Source organism: Rhizobium sp. CFBP 13644 (assembly GCF_014842165.1).
Classification (GTDB): Bacteria; Pseudomonadota; Alphaproteobacteria; order Rhizobiales; family Rhizobiaceae; genus Agrobacterium; species Agrobacterium tumefaciens_C.
In genome coordinates this window covers 37930-57142 of the sequence record NZ_JACYVF010000004.1, presented here as the reverse complement: position 1 = coordinate 57142, position 19213 = coordinate 37930, and the positions used below count along the sequence as shown (strand labels likewise).

General features: G+C 56.8%; 21 protein-coding genes. 17 read left to right on the top strand and 4 right to left on the bottom strand.

Annotation, left to right across the window (positions count from 1 at the left end):
- The first annotated feature begins 6 nt into the window (after nt 1-6).
- Genes IFT53_RS12790 through dnaQ form a run of 4 tightly spaced genes read left to right on the top strand, consistent with a single transcriptional unit; the run spans nt 7 to nt 2758 of the window.
- Nucleotides 7-606 (top strand): Maf-like protein, encoded by a 600-nt coding sequence (locus tag IFT53_RS12790; protein WP_192065121.1) that lies wholly within the window; start codon nt 7-9, stop codon nt 604-606.
- Complete coding sequence (locus IFT53_RS12785) at nt 599-1459, top strand: shikimate dehydrogenase (RefSeq protein ID WP_192065119.1); 861 nt, start codon at nt 599-601, stop codon at nt 1457-1459. The genes IFT53_RS12790 and IFT53_RS12785 overlap by 8 nt, the downstream gene beginning before the upstream one ends.
- Nucleotides 1459-2067, top strand: a complete 609-nt coding sequence (gene coaE, locus IFT53_RS12780) for a dephospho-CoA kinase (RefSeq protein WP_192065117.1) — start codon at nt 1459-1461, stop codon at nt 2065-2067. The genes IFT53_RS12785 and coaE overlap by 1 nt, the downstream gene beginning before the upstream one ends.
- Complete coding sequence (gene dnaQ, locus IFT53_RS12775; protein WP_192065115.1) at nt 2060-2758, top strand: DNA polymerase III subunit epsilon; 699 nt, start codon at nt 2060-2062, stop codon at nt 2756-2758. The genes coaE and dnaQ overlap by 8 nt, the downstream gene beginning before the upstream one ends.
- 52 nt (nt 2759-2810) lie before the next feature.
- On the opposite strand, the gene secB is transcribed toward dnaQ, so the two are convergent.
- Nucleotides 2811-3293: a protein-export chaperone SecB gene (secB, locus tag IFT53_RS12770; RefSeq protein ID WP_042615668.1), complete on the bottom strand. Its 483-nt coding sequence runs from the start codon at nt 3291-3293 to the stop codon at nt 2811-2813.
- Nucleotides 3294-3373: 80 nt separating this feature from the next.
- On the bottom strand, nt 3374-3922 hold the full coding sequence (locus IFT53_RS12765; RefSeq protein WP_192065113.1) for an FxsA family protein: 549 nt from the start codon (nt 3920-3922) through the stop codon (nt 3374-3376).
- Between the two features lie 253 nt (nt 3923-4175).
- On the opposite strand from IFT53_RS12765, the gene IFT53_RS12760 reads away from it, so the two are divergent.
- The 5 genes from IFT53_RS12760 to gyrB all read left to right on the top strand — a co-directional run bounded on the left by IFT53_RS12760 (nt 4176) and on the right by gyrB (nt 9528).
- A complete protein-coding gene (locus IFT53_RS12760; RefSeq protein ID WP_192065111.1) occupies nt 4176-4871 on the top strand; it encodes a Tim44/TimA family putative adaptor protein in 696 nt (231 codons plus the stop codon).
- Nucleotides 4868-5989 carry a murein transglycosylase A gene (mltA, locus tag IFT53_RS12755; protein ID WP_192065109.1) on the top strand — a complete coding sequence of 374 codons (1122 nt, stop codon included), beginning with the start codon at nt 4868-4870 and terminating at the stop codon, nt 5987-5989. Before IFT53_RS12760 ends, mltA begins: the two co-directional genes overlap by 4 nt.
- Nucleotides 5986-6570 (top strand): Smr/MutS family protein, encoded by a 585-nt coding sequence (locus tag IFT53_RS12750; RefSeq protein ID WP_192065108.1) that lies wholly within the window; start codon nt 5986-5988, stop codon nt 6568-6570. The genes mltA and IFT53_RS12750 overlap by 4 nt, the downstream gene beginning before the upstream one ends.
- Entirely contained in the window at nt 6567-6932 is a 366-nt protein-coding gene (locus IFT53_RS12745; RefSeq protein WP_192065106.1) for a helix-turn-helix domain-containing protein, read from the top strand. The genes IFT53_RS12750 and IFT53_RS12745 overlap by 4 nt, the downstream gene beginning before the upstream one ends.
- A gap of 160 nt (nt 6933-7092) precedes the next feature.
- Nucleotides 7093-9528 carry a DNA topoisomerase (ATP-hydrolyzing) subunit B gene (gene gyrB, locus IFT53_RS12740; RefSeq protein ID WP_192065104.1) on the top strand — a complete coding sequence of 812 codons (2436 nt, stop codon included), beginning with the start codon at nt 7093-7095 and terminating at the stop codon, nt 9526-9528.
- Nucleotides 9529-9642: 114 nt separating this feature from the next.
- Here the strand turns inward: gyrB and IFT53_RS12735 are convergent, their stop codons facing one another.
- Nucleotides 9643-10245: a nitroreductase family protein gene (locus IFT53_RS12735; RefSeq protein ID WP_192065102.1), complete on the bottom strand. Its 603-nt coding sequence runs from the start codon at nt 10243-10245 to the stop codon at nt 9643-9645.
- Nucleotides 10246-10441: 196 nt separating this feature from the next.
- Between IFT53_RS12735 and IFT53_RS12730 the strand changes: the two genes are divergently transcribed.
- From IFT53_RS12730 to IFT53_RS12695, 8 genes are all read left to right on the top strand, one after another.
- A complete protein-coding gene (locus IFT53_RS12730; protein ID WP_192065100.1) occupies nt 10442-11284 on the top strand; it encodes a fumarylacetoacetate hydrolase family protein in 843 nt (280 codons plus the stop codon).
- 130 nt (nt 11285-11414) lie between these two features.
- Nucleotides 11415-12650, top strand: coding sequence for a polyhydroxyalkanoate depolymerase (locus tag IFT53_RS12725; protein ID WP_192065098.1), 1236 nt, complete (start codon nt 11415-11417; stop codon nt 12648-12650).
- Between the two features lie 45 nt (nt 12651-12695).
- Nucleotides 12696-13463 (top strand): M48 family metallopeptidase, encoded by a 768-nt coding sequence (locus IFT53_RS12720; protein ID WP_192065096.1) that lies wholly within the window; start codon nt 12696-12698, stop codon nt 13461-13463.
- A 103-nt stretch (nt 13464-13566) separates the two neighbouring features.
- Nucleotides 13567-14223: a phosphoribosylanthranilate isomerase gene (locus IFT53_RS12715; RefSeq protein WP_192065095.1), complete on the top strand. Its 657-nt coding sequence runs from the start codon at nt 13567-13569 to the stop codon at nt 14221-14223.
- A gap of 2 nt (nt 14224-14225) precedes the next feature.
- Nucleotides 14226-15446 (top strand): tryptophan synthase subunit beta, encoded by a 1221-nt coding sequence (trpB, locus tag IFT53_RS12710; RefSeq protein WP_192065093.1) that lies wholly within the window; start codon nt 14226-14228, stop codon nt 15444-15446.
- A gap of 2 nt (nt 15447-15448) precedes the next feature.
- Entirely contained in the window at nt 15449-16288 is an 840-nt protein-coding gene (gene trpA / locus IFT53_RS12705) for a tryptophan synthase subunit alpha (RefSeq protein ID WP_192065091.1), read from the top strand.
- A gap of 34 nt (nt 16289-16322) precedes the next feature.
- Nucleotides 16323-17216, top strand: coding sequence for an acetyl-CoA carboxylase, carboxyltransferase subunit beta (accD, locus tag IFT53_RS12700; RefSeq protein ID WP_192065089.1), 894 nt, complete (start codon nt 16323-16325; stop codon nt 17214-17216).
- A 40-nt stretch (nt 17217-17256) separates the two neighbouring features.
- A complete protein-coding gene (locus IFT53_RS12695) occupies nt 17257-18600 on the top strand; it encodes a bifunctional folylpolyglutamate synthase/dihydrofolate synthase (RefSeq protein ID WP_192065482.1) in 1344 nt (447 codons plus the stop codon).
- Nucleotides 18601-18803: 203 nt separating this feature from the next.
- On the opposite strand, the gene trxA is transcribed toward IFT53_RS12695, so the two are convergent.
- A complete protein-coding gene (gene trxA / locus IFT53_RS12690) occupies nt 18804-19124 on the bottom strand; it encodes a thioredoxin (protein ID WP_192065087.1) in 321 nt (106 codons plus the stop codon).
- Between the last annotated feature and the right edge of the window lie 89 nt (nt 19125-19213).

The window sequence follows — 19213 nt, the reverse complement described above, 5'->3', positions numbered from 1 at the left end:
CGGTTGATGAAACCAGAGCTGATACTCGCCTCCTCCAGCGCATCACGACAAATGTTGATGCGCAATGCTGGACTGACATTTTCCGCCGAGCCTGCCGATATTGATGAGCGCGCCATCGATGCGGCGTTAGAAAAGGATGGAGCGACGCCGGACAGGATTGCCGTAGAGCTTGCCAAGGCGAAAGCGCTTGCGGTCAGCGCGGTGAAGCCGGACGCCATCGTGGTGGGTTGCGATCAGACGATGTCGCTTGGGAGCAGGATTTATCACAAGCCTAAAGATATGGCGCAAGCGCATGCCAATCTCATGTCATTGTCAGGAAAGACCCATCGTTTGAACTGCGGCGCGGCCATCGCCCGCAATGGCGAGATCCTTTGGGAGATCGTGACATTTGCCGATATGACGATGCGCGATCTCGACCCAGCATTTGTTCACCGCCACCTGGAGCGGGTCGGGGAAAAAGTGCTGTCCAGCGTCGGCGCCTATCAGCTTGAAGGCGAGGGCATTCAGTTGTTCAGCGCTATCGAGGGGGACTATTTTACGATCCTAGGTCTGCCACTGCTGCCATTATTAACGAAACTTCACACATTGGGCTTGATCGATGGTTGATTCACGTGAAACATTAACCATCAAGGCCTTCGTCACCGGCTACCCAGTGAAGCATTCTCGCTCGCCGCTCATTCATGGGCATTGGTTGAAGCGGTTCGGCATTGCGGGAACCTATGAGGCGGTTGAGATTGCACCAGACAATTTCGCGACCTTCATGTCCGATTTGAAGACTGGCGCGAATGGTGGATTTGTCGGCGGCAACGTGACGATACCCCATAAGGAATCCGCCTACCGATTGGCTGATCGTCCAGATGAGATTGCGCAGGAAATGGGTGCAGCCAACACGGTTTGGCTGGAAGATGGGCTCATTCATGCCACCAACACAGATGGCTACGGCTTTGTTTCCAATCTCGATGCATGCCATGCGGGTTGGGATAAGGTCGGCAAGGCTGTCGTGCTCGGCGCTGGCGGGGCAAGCCGTGCGGTCATTCAGGCGCTGCGCAACCGCGGCTATCAAGACATCCATGTGGTCAACCGGACCGTGGATCGTGCCAGGGAATTGAAAGATCGGTTTGGAAAGACTGTCCACGCCCATGCCTTCGATGCATTGCAGGAGGTGATGTCGGGGTGCGGTCTCTTCGTCAACACGACCTCTCTCGGCATGGATGGTCATGGTGCGCCAGAGATTGATTTCTCGACATTGTCTGCTGGTGCCGTCGTGACTGATATTGTCTATGTGCCGCTGCAAACACCCATTCTTGCGATGGCTGAGCGTCAGGGTTTTGCGACGGTGGACGGATTGGGCATGCTGCTTCATCAGGCAAAACCCGGCTTTCAGAAATGGTTCGGGCCAATGCCTGAGGTGGATGAAGAATTGCGAGAAATGATTATCGCCGATATTGCGAGTCATTGATGATCACCATCGGGCTCACAGGATCGATTGGCACTGGCAAATCAACAACCGCCAAGCTGTTTGCACAAGAGGGTGTCGCGGTCTGTGATTCCGATGCCGTTGTGCACCAACTCTATGAGGGTGAGGCCGTATCACTGGTGGAAAACGCCTTTCCCGGTACCACGCAGGACGGAAAGGTTGACCGGCAGAAACTCGGAGATTTCCTGCGACAGAATCCGGCTAATTTTAAAATCCTAGAAAAAATCGTCCATCCTCTTGTTCGCCAGAAGCAGGATGAATTTCTGGAGCAGGCACGCCATGCCAATGCCGAATTTGCGCTTCTTGATATACCGCTGCTCTTCGAGACCGGTGCCGAAAGCCGCGTCGATACAGTCGTCGTGGTCAGTTGTTCGCCGGAGAAACAGCGCCAGCGTGTTCTTGCCCGACCCGGCATGACGGAAGAGAAATTTGAATTGATCCTTGCACGGCAGATGCCGGATGAGGAAAAGAGATCACGCGCTGATTTTGTGATCGACAGCAACACCAGCGTCGATGACGCCCGCGACCAAGTGCGTTCAGTGCTTGAGACGCTACGGTCAGGGCGAGAGGAAAGAGACAACGATGCGTGAGATCATTTTCGATACGGAAACCACCGGTCTGGAATCCAAGGCTGACCGCATCATCGAAATCGGCGGGATTGAGCTTTTCAATCATTTCCCGACGGGTAAAACGCTGCATCTTTATATCAACCCGGAAGATCGCAAGGTGCACCCCGATGCGCTGGCGGTTCACGGAATTACCGATGAGTTTCTGCGCGACAAGCCGAAATTCGCAGATGTCGTGCAGGAGATCCGCGACTTTTTCGAAGGTGCGCGATGGGTAGCGCACAATGCGACCTTCGATATGGGCTTCATCAATGCGGAGTTTGCGAGGCTCGGCATAGAGCCGGTGTCGCCGGAACTTGTGACAGACACCCTGTCCATGGCGCGGCGCAAGCACCCGATGGGCCCGAACTCGCTGGATGCGCTCTGCCGCCGGTATGGTATCGACAATGCGCACCGCACCAGACACGGAGCTTTGCTCGACTCCGAACTTCTGGCGGAAGTCTATATCGAGATGATTGGCGGTCGCCAGACTGCGCTTGGTTTCGGCGGTGCGACCAAAGCCCGGACCAATGATGTCGTCGATGATGGCCCCATCGATATTCCCGTCCGGCCACGGGCCTTGCCATCGAGACTGGACCCGGAAACAGCTGCCGCCCATGGCAAGCTGGTTCTCGCCATGGGTGATAAGGCCATCTGGAACAAATACAGGCATTAAAAAACCCGGGCGTTGACCCGGGTTTCTGTCGTCTCTCGTCAATGACGAAGGATTAGTTTGGTACGGCCTGAACCTTGGCGCGGGCCTGTTCTTCGGCAACACGCTGCGCAAACATCTGCGAGAAATCGATCGGGTCGATCATCAGCGGCGGGAAGCCACCGTTGCGGGTTACGTCGGCAATGATCTGGCGTGCGAACGGGAACAAAAGGCGCGGGCACTCGATAAAGAGGACCGGCAGCATGTGTTCCTGCGGGAAACCGGTGATGCGGAAAACGCCGCCATAGGTCAGCTCAGCAACGAAAAGAACCTTGTCACCATCCTTGGCTTCGGCATTCAGCGTCAACACAACGTCGAAATCCGACCCGGAAATGGGGTTGGCATTGACGTTGACATTGATGTTGATGGCAGGTGCGCCATCACGAGCCTGAAGCGAACGCGGTGCACCGGGATTTTCGAACGACAAATCCTTGGTGTACTGGGTCAAAATGTTGAGGGAAGGGTTTGCACCGTCCTGCGCACCGTTTTCAGTGGTCATATCATGTCCTCGAGCATGGAATTCTTGCAAGCCCGTCTATCATCTCGACAAATGCCTTACAACCCTCCGACTTTAGGGGATCAGGGTTTTGGCAGGTCCCGGTTGTCCCGGTCAGGCGACCAGGGAGACTGGTTCGGGCCATCACGGTGGAAGTCATCCTCATCCAGATCGACCACCTTGGAAGCACCATCCGGCTGCTGACCGGGGCGAAAGCCGGGATGGCCAGATGGACCGCTGGATGTGCGAGCGCCTGCACCTCTGAATGCGCCCGCCACGACAATACGCGATCCCAGCGCCTTCCACATGAGAGCGCGAACGGCTGGCACGAGCAGGAGAAGACCGATGATATCTGTGATGAAGCCGGGCAGGAAAAGCAGAATACCGGCGATGACCCGCAGGCCGCCGCTGATCATGGCCTGTGCCGGTTGTTCACCCGTCTTGCCCGCATTCTGCAGATCGCGAACCATGCCAAGCCCGCCGGAGCGCAGGATCATCAAACCGAGGAATGAGGTGAATAGCACAAGGCCGAGCGTCAACCACAGACCGAGCGCCTTTCCAACCACGATGAAACCGGCAATTTCCAGAATGGGCATCGCAAGAACGATGACGGGCAGAAATGAGAAACGCATATTGAAGCCTTGCAAACGATGAGAGCGCGACGCGTTCTCTTGACCTTTATCAGAACGCATTCACTGACGGAGTTCAGGGATCGGCCGCAAACATCAATGCTCTTTCAGGCAGATCCGACGTGTAAAAACAAACCATATCGCCCATTCGACCACCTCTGGAAACCGGCGATTGCATCTGTCCGTTTGAATGATGGGCAGATGCAGACTATATGATGTGTAGAAAATTAGATTTAAATGGCGGTTTCGGTAAAAGATGGGCTCAAGCGACTTTATTACATTGTTTTTCCTCGTGGCTGCGGTGCTGATTTTCCTTCAGTTGCGCAGCGTCCTTGGTCGTCGAACTGGCAACGAAAAGCCACCTGTCGACCCTTACAGCCCGCGTGACATGGCAAAATCGCCTGCAGACGATAACAAGGTCGTGACCTTGCCGAAACGCGGCGAAGGCGAAGAGGAAAATCGCTTCGCGGAAATCGATGCCATCGCCCCAGTTGGATCTGCGCTGAATGATTCGCTGCGTGAGTTGAACAAGACCGATCCGACATTCCGTCCGAAGGAGTTCCTCAACGGTGCGCGGATGGCTTACGAGATGATCGTGACCGCCTTTGCTGATGGTGACAGAAAGTCGCTCAAGAACCTCCTCTCCAAGGAAGTCTATGACGGTTTTGTTGCTGCGATCGCCGAGCGCGAAAAGCGCGGCGAGGTGGTGAAATCGACCTTTGTTGGCACTGAAAAGATCGACATCACCCACGCCAGCATTCGCGATTCCGAAGAGCAGATCACCCTTCGCATCATTAGCCAGCTGATTTCGGCAACCTACGACAAGGACGGTGCGCTGATCGATGGCGACCCGGAAGCTGTTTCCGAGGTCGATGACATCTGGACGTTTGCGCGCGACATTCGCTCACGCGATCCGAACTGGAAGCTGATTGCGACCGAATCTGAACAATGAGCAGCGCTGGCCGGGATTTTGCCCTCGAAGAGGTATCGTTTGCTGAACTGCCAGCTTGGCAGGCAGACGACCCTTCGCCGCTATTCCCGGCCATGCAATCCATTCTGGCCCACCTGCGCCAGGCAAAACCTTACCGCACCGGCTCACTGGGATTGAGCGCTGAGGAGCTTGTGGGGTTGCTGGAGGCCGTGGATGTGAGCGGCTTCAAAGACGCCCGCGCCGCCCGGCTATTTTTCGAGACCCATTGCGTTCCCTTTAAAATAACGCCGTCATCGGCAAAAAGCGGTTTCGTCACTGCCTTTTACGAACCGGAGCTTATGGTTTCGGCCACGCCTGACGAGACATTCAAATATCCGATCTATCGCCGCCCGCCTGATCTGATCGACCTAGATGAGACCAACCGGCCAGCGGAGATGGATCCCTATTACGCTTTTGGTTTGCAGCGGGATGGCGTGATCTCTCCCTATCCAGACAGGGGCGAAATCGACCGCGGCTATCTGGATGGTCGAGGGCTGGAAATCGCTTGGGCAAAATCGCGGGTCGATCTGTTTTTCGTGCATGTGCAGGGTGCGGCAAGGCTTCGCTACAGCGATGGCACCATCCGGCGCATTACCTATTCCGCGAAGGCTGGCCATCCATTCTCCGCCATTGGCCGTCTGCTGCTGGACAGGGGTGAACTTGATCCTCAGACCATTTCGATGCAGACCATCCGGCAGTGGCTGGCGCACAATCCTGACAAGGTGGACGAGGTTCTCTGGCACAATCGCTCTTACATCTTCTTCCGTGAGGCCGATGTGGAAGGGCTGGAGCTTGGGCCTATTGCGGCTGCCAAAGTTCCGCTTGTCGCGGGCAGGGCGCTTGCGGTGGATCGCCTGATCCACACATTCGGCTTTCCCTTTTTCATCAGTTCACCAAGCCTGACGCATCTGGATGAGGGAAAGCCCTTCGGCCGTCTCATGCTGGCGCTGGATACCGGCTCGGCCATCGTTGGGCCGGCGCGTGGCGATATTTTCACCGGCTCTGGCGATGAGGCGGGAGAGCTGGCCGGCACGGTGCGCAACCCGGCAGATTTTTATATCCTCATTCCCCGTGGGGCGGCTGAGAGGTATCGGTCATGAAGGGTGGCCGCAAACTGGGCAGGGATGAGCGCATTCTGTGGGGCAAAGTTGCCAAGACGACGCGGCTGATTTCCGGGCGCGTGGAAGCCCTGATGGAATTTGAAGCGCTGGAAGCCGAGATCGATCCAGAGCCGCAACCGCAGTCAAAAACTGCGAAGAAACCCATCCCGCCTTTCCCCAAGATGATTATCGAGCCGCAACCGCAATCCGTCGTGGCGGACCCGGATCGCAAGCGCATTCACAGCCCTCTCGAAAGACCGGTCAAACGCAAGCTGACCCGTGGTCGCCTGCCGCTCGAAGCGCGGATCGATCTGCACGGCATGTTTCAGAGCGAGGCCCATGCGGTGCTGCTCGATTTTCTCGTTCGCGCCCATGAGCGCGGACTGCGGCACGTTCTCGTCATCACCGGCAAGGGGCGCTCCATGGGCAGTGAGGGCGCGTTGAAGCGTGCCGTGCCGATGTGGTTTTCCAAACCGGAATACCGCCATCTCATCTCATCGTACGAAGACGCTTCCATGAACCACGGTGGCGATGGCGCTCTCTACGTGCGGCTGGCACGTCGGCGCGGAGACACGTCATGACGCCGTTTGCAGAGGCGGTTCGGGTTCTGCGCGAGAAAAAGGGCGTGACGCAGAAGCAGATGGCTGCAGCGATTGGTGTGTCGCCCGCCTATCTCTCGGCGCTGGAACATGGAAAACGCGGCAAGCCGAGCTTTGATCTGCTCCAGCGCATTGCCGGATATTTCAACATCATCTGGGACGAGGCAGAAGAGCTTTTCTCGCTGGCTGGCACGTCAGACCCTCGGGTTGTCATCGATACCGCAGGTTTGCCACCGCAATACACGATGCTGGCGAACGGATTGGCGCGGAATATTCGCAAGCTGCCGCCAAGTGTGATAGACGAATTGTCAGAGGTGCTACAAAAAAGCCGTCCTTGCGAGTGAAACCCGCGCTATCCCCTGCTTTGTGCAGGGTTTTGGCGCTTGTGGACTTTGGATATCGGGACGGAATTTCTATAGTCACACGTCAGATTTAAAGTGATTCGCTGCCGCGCTGTCTCGATATGAGGTGGCGCTGCGACAGATACATTCGGAAAGAGTGCTTATGACTGAACCTATGTCGAGCGAAAACGCCGCCAGTGCAGCCTATGGAGCCGATTCGATCAAAGTCCTCAAGGGGCTTGATGCGGTTCGCAAACGTCCCGGCATGTATATCGGCGATACCGACGATGGTTCCGGTCTGCACCACATGGTCTACGAAGTCGTCGATAACGCCATCGATGAAGCGCTGGCCGGTCACGCCGATCTCGTCACCGTCACGCTGAATGCCGATGGTTCGGTATCGGTGACGGACAATGGTCGTGGTATCCCGACCGATATTCACACCGGTGAAGGCGTCTCCGCAGCTGAAGTCATCATGACGCAGCTTCACGCGGGCGGTAAGTTCGACCAGAACTCCTACAAGGTGTCCGGCGGTCTGCACGGCGTGGGCGTCTCGGTTGTCAACGCGCTGTCGGTCTGGCTGAAACTGCGCATTCGCCGCAACGGAAAAATCCACGAGATTTCGTTTACCCATGGTGTGGCCGATGGCCCATTGAAGATCGTTGGCGATTATGAAGGTCGCTCCGGCACGGAAGTGACCTTCCTCGCCAGCAGCGAAACCTTCACCATGACGGAATATACCTACGCAACGCTGGAACACCGGCTGCGCGAACTGGCCTTCCTGAACTCCGGCGTGCGCATTCTTTTGACGGACAAGCGCCACTCCGACATCAAGCAGGAAGAAATGCTTTATGATGGCGGTCTTGCCGCCTTCGTGAAGTATCTCGACAGGGCCAAGAAGCCGCTGGTGGACAAGCCGGTTTACATCATCGGCGAGAAGGACGGCATCACCGTTGAAGTCGCGATGTGGTGGAACGACACTTATCACGAAAACATGCTGTGCTTCACCAACAACATTCCCCAGCGCGATGGCGGCACGCATATGGCCGGTTTCCGTGGTGCGCTGACCCGCCAGGTCACGTCCTATGCCGATAGCTCCGGCATCACCAAGCGTGAGAAGGTTTCTCTTCAGGGTGAAGACTGCCGCGAAGGCCTGACGGCCGTTCTCTCGGTCAAGGTCCCCGATCCGAAGTTCTCGTCGCAGACCAAGGACAAGCTGGTTTCCTCGGAGGTTCGCCCCGTTGTCGAAAACCTCGTCAATGAAGCGCTGAGCACCTGGTTTGAGGAACATCCGACCGAAGCCAAGATCCTCGTCGGCAAGGTCGTGGAAGCGGCTATTGCTCGCGAAGCTGCCCGCAAGGCGCGTGAACTGACCCGCCGTAAGGGCGCGCTCGATATCGCGTCTCTGCCCGGCAAGCTGGCAGATTGCTCCGAGCGTGATCCGGCCAAATCCGAAGTCTTCCTCGTCGAGGGTGACTCGGCTGGCGGTTCTGCAAAGCAGGGTCGTTCGCGTGAAACGCAGGCGATTTTGCCATTGCGCGGTAAAATTCTGAACGTGGAGCGCGCCCGCTTCGACAAGATGCTGTCCAGCCAGGAAATCGGTACGCTGATTACGGCGCTCGGCACCTCGATCGGCAAGGACGAGTTCAACGCCGACAAGCTGCGCTACCACAAGATCATCATCATGACCGATGCTGACGTGGACGGCGCGCATATTCGCACGTTGCTTCTGACCTTCTTCTTCCGTCAGATGCCGGAATTGATCGAGCGCGGTCATCTCTATATCGCGCAGCCACCGCTTTATAAGGTGACGCGCGGCAAGTCCGTGCAATATCTGAAGGACGAGAAGGCGCTCGAAGAATACCTGATCACCATGGGTATCGAGGAAGCATCGCTGACGATGGGTTCCGGCGAAGTCCGTGTTGGCCAGGATCTGCGCGAAGTCATTCTCGATGCAGTGCGCATGCGCACGCTGATTGACAACCTGCATTCGCGCTACAGCCGCTCGATTGTTGAGCAGGCAGCGATTGCTGGTGCGATGAACCCGGAACTGTCAGCAGATCCAAGCAAGGCCGAAGCGACGGTTGCCGAGGTCGCGCGTCGTCTTGACATGATTGCTGAGGAAACCGAGCGCGGCTGGACCGGTGAAGTTCTTGATGATGGCGGTCTTCGTTTCTGGCGCATGGTTCGCGGCGTCAAGGAAGTTTCCACGCTGGATATGGGCCTGATGGGTTCCGCAGATGCGCGCCACATTGACCAGCTCGCAACCCGTATGGGTGACATCTACAAGACGCCACCTGTGCTGCAGCGCAAGGATGGCACGCAGGTCATCGCTGGCCCACGCCCGCTTCTCGATGCCATCTTTGCCGCCGGTCGCAAGGGCCTGTCGATGCAGCGCTATAAGGGCCTTGGCGAAATGAATGCCGAGCAGCTTTGGGAAACCACGCTGGACGCCAATGTGCGCTCATTGCTTCAGGTCAAAATTCCTGACGCGACCGATGCCGACAGCCTGTTCGCCCGCCTTATGGGTGATGAGGTGGAACCGCGCCGCGACTTCATCCAGGAAAATGCGCTGAACGTCGCCAATCTCGATATCTGATGTTTTTCAGTGAATCGTCTTATGTGACGATTCACGTGAAACACAATCTTAACAAATGGCCCGGGGGAGATGCTCCACCGGGCCATTTTTATTTCAGTCGTGAAGCGTAAACCTTCAGTCAGCCTTACCGGTGAAGCGTCCTTCGAACGCGACCTCCGACAGAGGCAGCCGGTCACTCGGCACTTCGCGTTTCGCCAGTTCCTCGGGCAGGGTGCTCTTGTCGGCGATGGAGCCGATGGCGACAGCTGCTTCCACGGCATAACCTTCCGGCACTTCCAGCGTTTCAATGATCTTGTCTTTGAAAATGCCAGCCATGGCATGAGCATGGTAGCCGAGATACTGCGCCTGCATGGCCATAGACAACCAGGCAGCACCCGCATCAAAAGAGTTCGTTGTCGCAGGCTTCTTGTCGCCCTCGCGTGAAACATTATATGTGCGGGACAGCACGATCAGCAGGACCGCGGCATTTTTAGCCCAGCTTTGATTGCCTTCCATCAGCAGGCTGACAAATGTGTCCCACTGCGGGCTGCCCTTATGGGCATAGATGAACCGGGTGGGTTGCTGGTTGGAGGAGGATGGAGCCCAGTGGGCGGCGTCGAGAATTGTCAGCAGATGTTCTCTCGGCATTCCAGCGTCACCAAAGGCGCGCGGCGACCAGCGATCCAGGAATATGGGATCAATCGGAAACTCGGATTGGCGCGAATTGCTATAGGTCATATCATCTCCTCGACACGGTTCGACATCATGGTGCCATCGGCGCCGTTTTAGAGCGCCCTAATAGTGTCATACACCCGTGTTTCGAAAAATGCTTCCTTCAATGCGAGGCAGATCGATTTGCCACCGCATGAGGGGTGACACGGATAAATAGTTCGTTCATATATGCAGGCACTTGTCTGACAACGGGAGATTGACCATGAAATTATTGCGCGTCGGCCAGCCGGGCCAGGAAAAGCCAGCCATTCTGGATCAGGATGGAAAAGCTCGTGATCTTTCGGCGCATGTGAAAGATATCGGCGGCGAGGCCATTTCCCCTGAGGGTCTGAAGGCGATTGCCGCTCTCGATCTTTCCACGCTCCCGCTTCTTGCAGATGATCGCATTGGCGCCTGCGTTTCCGGCACGGGCAAATTCATCTGCATCGGCCTGAACTTTTCCGACCACGCGGCGGAAACCGGTGCGCAAGTGCCATCCGAGCCTGTCATTTTCATGAAGGCAACATCGGCCATAGTTGGCCCCCATGATGATGTCATCATCCCACGCGGCTCTGAGAAGACAGACTGGGAAGTCGAGTTGGGCGTCGTCATCGGCAAGACCGCCAAATACGTGTCTGAAGCCGATGCGATGGATTATGTTGCCGGCTATTGCGTTTCGCATGACGTATCCGAGCGCGCGTTCCAGACCGAGCGTCAGGGCCAGTGGACGAAGGGCAAATCCTGCGACACATTCGGCCCCGTCGGCCCATGGCTGGTAACCAAGGACGAAGTCACCGATCCGCAAAACCTCGGCATGTGGCTGAAGGTCAATGGCGAGACGATGCAGAACGGCTCCAGCAAGACCATGGTTTATGGCGTTGCCCATGTCGTTTCGTACCTCAGCCAGTTCATGTCCCTGCATCCCGGGGACATCATTTCCACCGGCACACCTCCGGGCGTTGGCCTCGGCATGAAGCCGCCACGCTTCCTGAAGGCTGGCGATGTGGTTGAGCTTGGCATTGAGGGTCTCGGCACTCAGAAGCAGACATTCGTCGCTGACATCTGAGAAGAACTTTCGATCAATACATATCAGAAGCGCTGGCGGGCAACCGCTGGCGCTTTTCACATTTTGTGCATGTGCGAAATGATGCTATATTAACGAAAAGACGACGATAAACGACGGGAGGCGTTCATCCATGTTCTATCAGTTCTACGAAATGAACCACGCTGCCATGATGCCGCTGCGGGCAAGCGCTGAACTGATGCGTCAGGCTTGCAACAATCCCCTGAACCCGCTGTCCAACACGGCATTCGGCAGAAGCCTCGATGCGGGCTTTGAGGTTTTCGAGCGGCTGACCCGGCGCTACGGCAAACCAGGGTTCGGGCTGTCCGAGACCTTGGTCGGCGGGAAATCCGTTGCTGTCGCAGAAGAGATTGTCTGGGCAAAGCCCTTCTGCAATCTGCTCCATTTCAAGCGTGATATGGCATCAGGCGAAACGACCGGCCCAAAAGTGCTGCTCGTCGCCCCCATGTCGGGCCATTACGCAACCTTGCTGCGCGGCACGGTCGAGGCGCTGCTGCCATCCGCCGATCTTTACATCACCGACTGGATCGATGCGCGCACGGTTTCGCTCACGGAAGGGCGCTTTGATCTTGATGACTATATCGATTACCTGATCGAAATCATTCATCAACTGGGTGAGGGCGTGCATGTCGTGGCGGTCTGTCAGCCCTCGGTGCCCGTGCTTGCGGCAGTCTCGCTGATGGAAGCGGACAATGATCCACGCGCCCCGGCTTCGATGACGCTGATGGGTGGGCCAATCGACACGCGGATCAACCCGACGGCTGTCAACGAGATGGCCATGGGCAAGCCGATCGAGTGGTTCAGAGATAATGTCGTTATGCCTGTGCCATGGCCGCAGCCGGGTTTTGGTCGTTCCGTCTATCCGGGCTTTCTGCAGCTGACCGGCTTCATGTCCATGAACCTCGACAAGCACATGACGGCGCACAAGGATTTCTACATGAACCTTGTGAAGAACGACGGCGATTCCACCGAAAAGCACCGCGAGTTTTACGACGAGTATCTAGCGGTGATGGACCTCACAGCCGAATTCTACCTCCAGACCGTTGAAACCGTGTTCATCGATCACGCGCTCCCCAAGGGCAGGATGCTGCACCGGGGCAGGGCGGTTGACCCTACACACGTGAAACGCACGGCGCTGTTCACGGTCGAGGGCGAGAATGACGATATTTCCGGGGCAGGGCAGACGAAGGCGGCGCATGATCTGTGTCTGAATATTCCAGCTGATAAGCGCGAGCATTACACGCAGCCGGATGTCGGGCATTACGGCGTGTTCAACGGCTCCCGCTTCCGGCGAGATATCGTGCCGCGCATGCTGGATTTCATGCGCAAGCATGACCCGGCGGTGTGACACCAAGCAGATAGCTTTTTACGGAGCGAATCGCTATGAAAGGCGATGTTTCCGCTTCTCCGAAAGACCCTGAGATCCGTTTCGCCGTCCAAGCCTGCGCCATCGCAGCGCATGGTGGATGTGGGCGGTCGCAACCTGCCCATTACCATCAAGGAAAATCAGCGCGCGACGCGCATTACGCTTCGCATCGAGCCCGGCGGCAAAGCGCTGAAAATGACGATCCCCTACGGTCTCCATCACCGGGAAGTGGATGACTTTCTGGATCGCCACAATGGCTGGCTGAAAAGCAGGCTTTCGAAGTTCTCCACCGAGGGAAGTGTGGTCGATGGCGGCAGTATCTCCATTCGTGGGGTGGCCCATCGCATCGAACATACTGGCACGTTGCGTGGTGTGACGCATATTGCAAAAAATGCAGATGGTGAGGCGGTTCTGCGCGTCAGCGGATTGCCGGAACATCTGGGCCGACGCATTGCGACCTTTCTGAAAAAGGAAGCGCGGGCTGACCTGGAGCGGCTGGTGGCGCATCACACGGCAAAAGTCGGCAGGCCCGCCAATTCCATTTCCATGAAGGATACGCGCAGCCGCTGGGGCTCATGTTCGCATGATGGGAACTTGAGCTTTTCCTGGCGCATCGTTATGGCGCCAGAAAGTGTCATCGATTATCTGGCCGCCCATGAGGTCGCGCATCTCAAAGAGATGAACCATGGACCGAAATTCTGGGCGCTCTGCGAAAAGCTTTCCCCCACCATGGAGGCCTCGAAATCCTGGTTGAAGCGCAACGGCTCGCAGTTGCACGCCATCGATTTCGAATAAATCCTGTCCAAACCGTTTTGGATTCACGTGAAACATTTACGCTTCTGAGAGGACGATTAGATTTGGCTCGACTCACAGCCTATTTCATGGCACCTCCCAAGCCATGACACCGGAAATCAAGATTTGCGGATTGAAGTCCGCCGATGCCATCGAGCGCGCCGTTCGTCGCGGTGCGAGCCATCTCGGCTTTATTTTCTTTGAAAAAAGCCCGCGCAACATCGAGCCTGATATTGCTGGCAAGCTGGCCGATGCCGTGCGCGGCAGCGTCAAGATCGTAGCCGTGACTGTTGATGCCGACAATGACGAGCTGGATGAGATCATCCATCTGTTGAAGCCGGATATGCTGCAGCTGCATGGGCATGAAAGCCCGGAGCGTGTGCTGAACGTCAAGGCTCTCTACGGTTTGCCCATCATCAAGGCTTTTTCCATCCGCGATGTCGATGATCTTGCCAAGATTGATCCCTATATAGGAATAGCCGACAAGTTCCTGTTCGATGCCAAACCGCCTGCGGGTTCCGATCTTCCCGGCGGCAACGGCGTTTCCTTTGACTGGACCTTGCTGCACTCTCTTGACGAAGGCGTGGATTACATGCTTTCCGGGGGGTTGAACAAAGACAACATAGCGCATGCTCTGGCGGAAACCGGAGCTAAGGGAATAGATGCATCTTCCGGTGTCGAGAGCGCACCGGGTGTCAAGGATCTGGCCATGATCGACGCATTTTTCGATGCGATACGATCGGCAAGACCGCAGGGAGTTTGAGAGTGAACGAGACGCCGAAACCCAACTCTTTCCGCGCCGGTCCCGATGAGGACGGCCGTTTTGGTATTTACGGAGGCCGCTTTGTGGCTGAAACGTTGATGCCGTTGATCCTTGACCTTCAGGCCGAGTGGAACAAGGCAAAGACAGACTCCGAGTTTCAGGCGGAACTTGCGCATCTGAACACCCACTATACCGGTCGTCCAAGCCCGCTCTATTTTGCCGAGCGCCTGACACAGGAGCTTGGCGGCGCGAAGATCTATTTCAAGCGCGATGAGCTGAACCACACCGGTTCGCACAAGATCAACAATTGCCTGGGCCAGATCCTGCTCGCCAAGCGCATGGGCAAGACCCGCATCATCGCGGAAACCGGCGCTGGCCAGCACGGTGTTGCCTCGGCAACTGTCGCTGCCCGTTTCGGCATCCCTTGCGTCGTTTATATGGGCGCAACCGACGTGGAGCGCCAGGCGCCGAACGTTTTCCGCATGAAGCTTCTCGGCGCAGAAGTCGTTCCGGTCACGGCTGGTCACGGCACGCTGAAAGACGCTATGAACGAAGCGCTGCGGGATTGGGTCACCAATGTCGACGACACCTATTACATGATCGGTACAGCCGCCGGTCCGCATCCATACCCGGAAATGGTTCGTGACTTCCAGTCGGTCATCGGTCGTGAAACGCGCGAGCAGATGCTGAAGGCCGAGGGACGTTTGCCGGATATGCTGATCGCAGCGGTTGGCGGCGGCTCCAATGCCATCGGTCTGTTCCACCCGTTCCTCGATGATTCCAGCGTCAGGATCGTTGGCGTCGAAGCGGGCGGCAAGGGTCTTGAGGGCGAAGAACATTGCGCATCGCTCACAGCCGGTTCGCCGGGCGTGCTGCATGGCAACCGCACCTATTTGCTGCAGGACGGTGACGGCCAGATCAAAGAGGGACACTCGATCTCCGCTGGTCTGGATTACCCCGGCATTGGCCCAGAGCATTCATGGCTGAAAGATACTGGCCGCGTTGAATATGTGCCGATCAAGGACACCGAAGCGCTGGATGCATTCCAGTTGCTGACGCGCACCGAGGGCATCATTCCAGCGCTTGAACCTGCCCATGCGCTGGCGGAAGTCATCAAGCGTGCGCCCAAGATGGACAAGGATCAGATCATCGTCATGAACCTGTGCGGTCGTGGCGACAAGGACATCTTTACCGTGGCGAAACTTCTGGAAATGGGTGCGTAATCATGACTGCTCGTATGGACAAGCGCTTTGCTGATCTGCGCGCTGAAAACCGCCCGGCCCTCATCACCTATTTCATGGGTGGCGATCCGGATTTCGATACCTCGCTCGGCATCATGAAATCGCTGCCTGAAGCCGGTGCCGATGTCATCGAACTCGGCATGCCCTTTTCCGATCCCATGGCCGATGGTCCAGCCATTCAGCTTGCCGCCCAGCGCGCGCTGAAGGGCGGGCAGACATTGAGGACGACGCTTGAACTCGCCCGCGAGTTTCGCAAGCAGGATGACAACACGCCGATCGTGCTGATGGGCTATTATAACCCCATCTATATCTATGGCGTCGCAACGTTTCTGGATGATGCATTGGCAGCGGGTATCGATGGCTTGATCGTTGTCGACCTTCCACCTGAAATGGATGATGAGCTTTGCGTTCCAGCGTTGGCGCGCGGTATCAACTTTATTCGTCTTGCAACGCCAACGACGGATGAGAAGCGTCTGCCGACCGTTCTCAAGAACACGTCTGGCTTTGTCTATTACGTTTCGATGAATGGCATTACCGGGTCAGCTCTGCCGGATCCATCCACGATCTCTGGCGCTGTCCAGCGGATCAAAGCGCATACCGACCTTCCCATCTGTGTCGGCTTCGGCGTCAAGACGGCGGATCATGCCCGCGCAATCGGCGCTGTTGCCGATGGAGTTGTGGTGGGTTCGGCCATCGTCAACCAGATCGCCGGAAGCCTGACCAAGGACGGTAAGGCCACCAACGACACTGTTCCATCAGTGACAACACTGGTAAAGGGACTTTCAACGGGCGTGCGTGCATCGCGCCTTGCCGCTGCCGAGTAAAGTCAGGTCAGCGAGATAGTCAGGAGTATTAGACGTGAACTGGATCACCAACTACGTACGGCCTCGGATCAACTCCATGCTTGGCCGCCGCGAGACGCCGGAAAACCTCTGGATCAAGTGCCCCGAAACGGGCGAGATGGTTTTTCACAAGGATCTTGAGGAAAACAAGTGGGTCATTCCCGCTTCTGGTTTCCACATGAAGATGCCTGCGAAGGCGCGCCTTGAAGACCTGTTCGATGGCGGCGTTTACGAAGCCCTGGTCCAGCCAAAGGTGGCGCAGGACCCACTGAAGTTTCGCGATTCGAAGAAATATTCGGACCGTCTGCGCGACAGCCGCGTGAAGACGGAGCAGGAAGACACGATCCTGGCTGGCGTCGGCAAGCTCAAGGGCTTGAAGATCGTCGCTATCGTTCACGAATTCCAGTTCATGGGTGGCTCGCTCGGCATTGCTGCCGGTGAAGCCATCGTCAAGGCATTCGAGCGCGCCATTTCAGAGCGTTGCCCTGTCGTGATGTTCCCGGCCTCGGGTGGCGCACGCATGCAGGAGGGCATCCTCTCGCTGATGCAGCTGCCGCGCACAACCGTGGTCGTGAACATGCTCAAGGAAGCGGGCATGCCCTACATCGTAGTGCTGACCAACCCGACGACGGGCGGTGTCACGGCCTCTTACGCCATGTTGGGTGATGTGCACATCGCAGAGCCGGGTGCGGAAATCTGCTTTGCGGGCAAGCGCGTGATTGAACAGACGATCCGCGAAAAGCTGCCTGAAGGCTTCCAGACTTCGGAATATCTGCTGGAACACGGCATGGTCGACATGGTCGTGGATCGGCGTGAAATTCCAAAGACGCTGGCAAGCCTGCTGAAGATCATGACAAAGGCCCCAGCCGATCCGTCTTCGGAAGACCTGCCAATGGCAGTATCCGCCTGACGTCTATCGCCACTGGGCAGCGGAGACGCCAATGACGGATATGACGACACCTGCCCAGAGCGCAGCGGAACGGATCATCGAAAAGCTTTTGGGGCTTCACCCCAAAGGCTTTGATCTTTCGCTGGATAGAATAACCGCTCTTCTCGAAAAGCTCGGCAATCCGCACAAGCGTCTGCCGCCAGTTTTGCACGTGGCTGGCACCAATGGCAAAGGCTCTGTCACGGCCTTCAGCCGCGCGCTGCTGGAAGCTGGCGGCCTTGCTGTTCACGTCCACACATCTCCCCATCTCGTCAACTGGTACGAACGCTATCGCTTGGGCCTGCGTGGCGAGAAGGGGCGTTATGTCGAGGATGCCGTTCTGGCCGATGCGCTGGAACGTGTGGCTGCTGCCAATGACGGGCAGATGATCACCGTTTTTGAAATTCTGACGGCCGTCACCTTCGTTCTCTTTGCCGAACATCCAGCCGATGCGGTGATCCTCGAGGTGGGCCTTGGCGGGCGTTTTGATGCGACCAATGTCATCACCGACCCTGCCGTGTCGATCATCATGCCGATTTCCCTGGATCATCAGGCCTATCTCGGAGATAGCGTTGAACTGATCGCGGCTGAGAAGGCCGGGATCATGAAAGCCGGATCGCCCGTCGTCATTGGTCATCAGCAATACGATGCGGCACTGGATGTTCTGGTCCAGACCGCTGAACGCCTGAGATGCCCGACGGCTGTCTATGCGCAGGATTTTTCGGCGCATGAGGAATTCGGGCGTCTGGTCTATCAGGATGAAACCAGTCTCATTGATGCACCCCTGCCACGTCTTCCCGGCCGCCACCAACTGGCCAATGCCGCGGCCGCCATCCGCGCCGTCAAGGCTGCCGGTTTCGAAGTGACGGACAAGATGGTTGAGACGGCGATGACATCGGTGGAATGGCCGGGCCGCCTGCAACGCATCACATCAGGCCGTATTGTCGATCTGGCACCGCCGGGTTCGGAAATCTGGATCGATGGTGGCCATAATCCCGGCGCAGGTGAGGTGATTGCCGAAGCCATGGCCGGTTTCGAGGAAGCCAATGCCCGCCCACTGTTTCTAATTGCCGGCATGATCAACACCAAGGATCAGGTGGGGTATTTCAAGGCCTTCGCCGATATCGCCCAATATGTCTTCACCGTTCCGATCAATGGCACGGATGCGGCCATCGATCCGGTTGTTCTGGCGCATGCCGTGTTTGACGCGGGCCTCGTCGCAGCACCGACATCTTCCATTGAAGAAGCCTTGGAAGAGTTGAAAAAGCGGATTTTGCCGGGTCAGCCTGCACCACGCATATTGATCGGCGGTTCGCTTTATCTCGCTGGCAATGCGCTGGCTTTGAACGGGACCGTTCCGCAGTAAAATTCGCTGCATCGGCTTTGAAGGTTAAGCCATTCCATCCCCACCGTCATATCAGGGCTTGTCCCGAGGATCTAACCACGTTCGATGTAGGGGTTCGTCAGATCCTCGGGTCAAGCCCGAGGATGACGGCGGTTTGTTTAAAATGCCTCAACAAAAAAAGCCCGGCGATGACCGGGCTTTTCTCATTCTATCCAAACACCTAATCAGGCAGCGCTGGAAATCCAGGCCGAAAGAGCTGTCTTTGGTGCTGCACCAACCTTGATGTCTGCCACTTTGCCGCCCTTGAACATGGCAAGGGTGGGGATGGAGCGAACGCCGAACTGCGCTGCAAGCTCCGGGTTTTCATCAATGTTGAGCTTCACGACCTTGACCTTGCCGGCCAGCTCGTTGGAGATTTCTTCGAGGCTCGGGGCGATCATCTTGCAAGGGCCGCACCATTCAGCCCAGAAATCGACGACGACGGGTTCAGCGGAATCAAGCACTTCGGCCTGGAAATTGGATGTATCGACTTTCACGGTAGCCATGGGTGGCTCTCCTTTCAATGACAAGATTGTCAGTGGTGTTGGTTGATGAGCATGTGATGCTGCTGGCAGGTTATTTCAATGTCCCATAT